The following is an 870-nucleotide window of genomic DNA, read 5'->3' as shown; positions in this document are numbered from 1 at the left end:
GCGGTTCGGGTATTTCTTGATAATGCGGTTCGCAGCCATGAAACGGTCACTCATCACAGTAGGCGCGCAGCATGGCGCAGTGCAGCAGCACATGCAACCGCCGGAAGGCCCATGCGGCGGGGTATAGGACCGGTTTTATGTTGCGCAGCATGGATTTGCGCGGGGTGCAGCATTCGGGAATGGCGCGTATTTTGCAGACGTAGAAAGTCCTGCAAACGTTTTCCGTAGCGCCGACCGTTGGTCGGCGCGTTTCGGCGCGGCCCCGTTTACCACCCCATGTGGTGGCCGCCGTTGATGTCCAGGTTGGACCCGGTGATCCACGAGGCTTCTTCGTTGACCAGGAAGGCGACCGCGTAGGCGATTTCCTCGGGCTTGCCGAGGCGGCCGGTGGGGATGTCGGCGATGATCTTGGCGCGCACTTCGTCGGGCACGGCCATCACCATGTCGGTGGCCACGTAGCCGGGCGAAATGGTGTTCACGGTGATGCCGAAGCCGGCATTCTCGCGGGCCAGGGAGATGGTGAAGCCGTGCATGCCGGCCTTGGCGGCGGCGTAGTTGGCCTGGCCGTACTGGCCCTTCAGGCCGTTGATCGAGCTGATCTGGATGACCCGGCCCCAGCCGCGGCGGCGCATGCCTTCGATGACCGGGCGGGTAACGTTGAACACCGAGTTGAGGTTGGTGTTGATGACGTCGTGCCACTGGTCGGCACGCATGCGGTGGAAGGTGGTGTCGCGGGTGATGCCGGCGTTGTTGACCAGGATCTCGATCGGGCCAAGCGCGGCTTCCACCGCGTGGACCATGGTCTCGGCGGTGTCCGGGTCGGCAACGTCGCCCGGAAAGATCGCCACGTCGCAGCCGCGCGCCAGCATC

Annotated in this window: 1 protein-coding gene; it reads right to left on the bottom strand. The window is 64.3% G+C overall.

The genetic code is table 11. The annotated features are described in order from the left end of the window. Window positions 1-266 precede the first annotated feature (266 nt). A partial coding sequence (gene phbB / locus DBR34_RS17095) for an acetoacetyl-CoA reductase (protein ID WP_128097682.1) occupies window positions 267-870 on the bottom strand: 604 nt, incomplete at its 5' end.

This window comes from Stenotrophomonas sp. HMWF003 (genome assembly GCF_003061285.1).
Taxonomy (GTDB): Bacteria; Pseudomonadota; Gammaproteobacteria; order Xanthomonadales; family Xanthomonadaceae; genus Stenotrophomonas; species Stenotrophomonas maltophilia_AP.
This window is presented reverse-complemented; position numbering and strand designations above follow the sequence as displayed.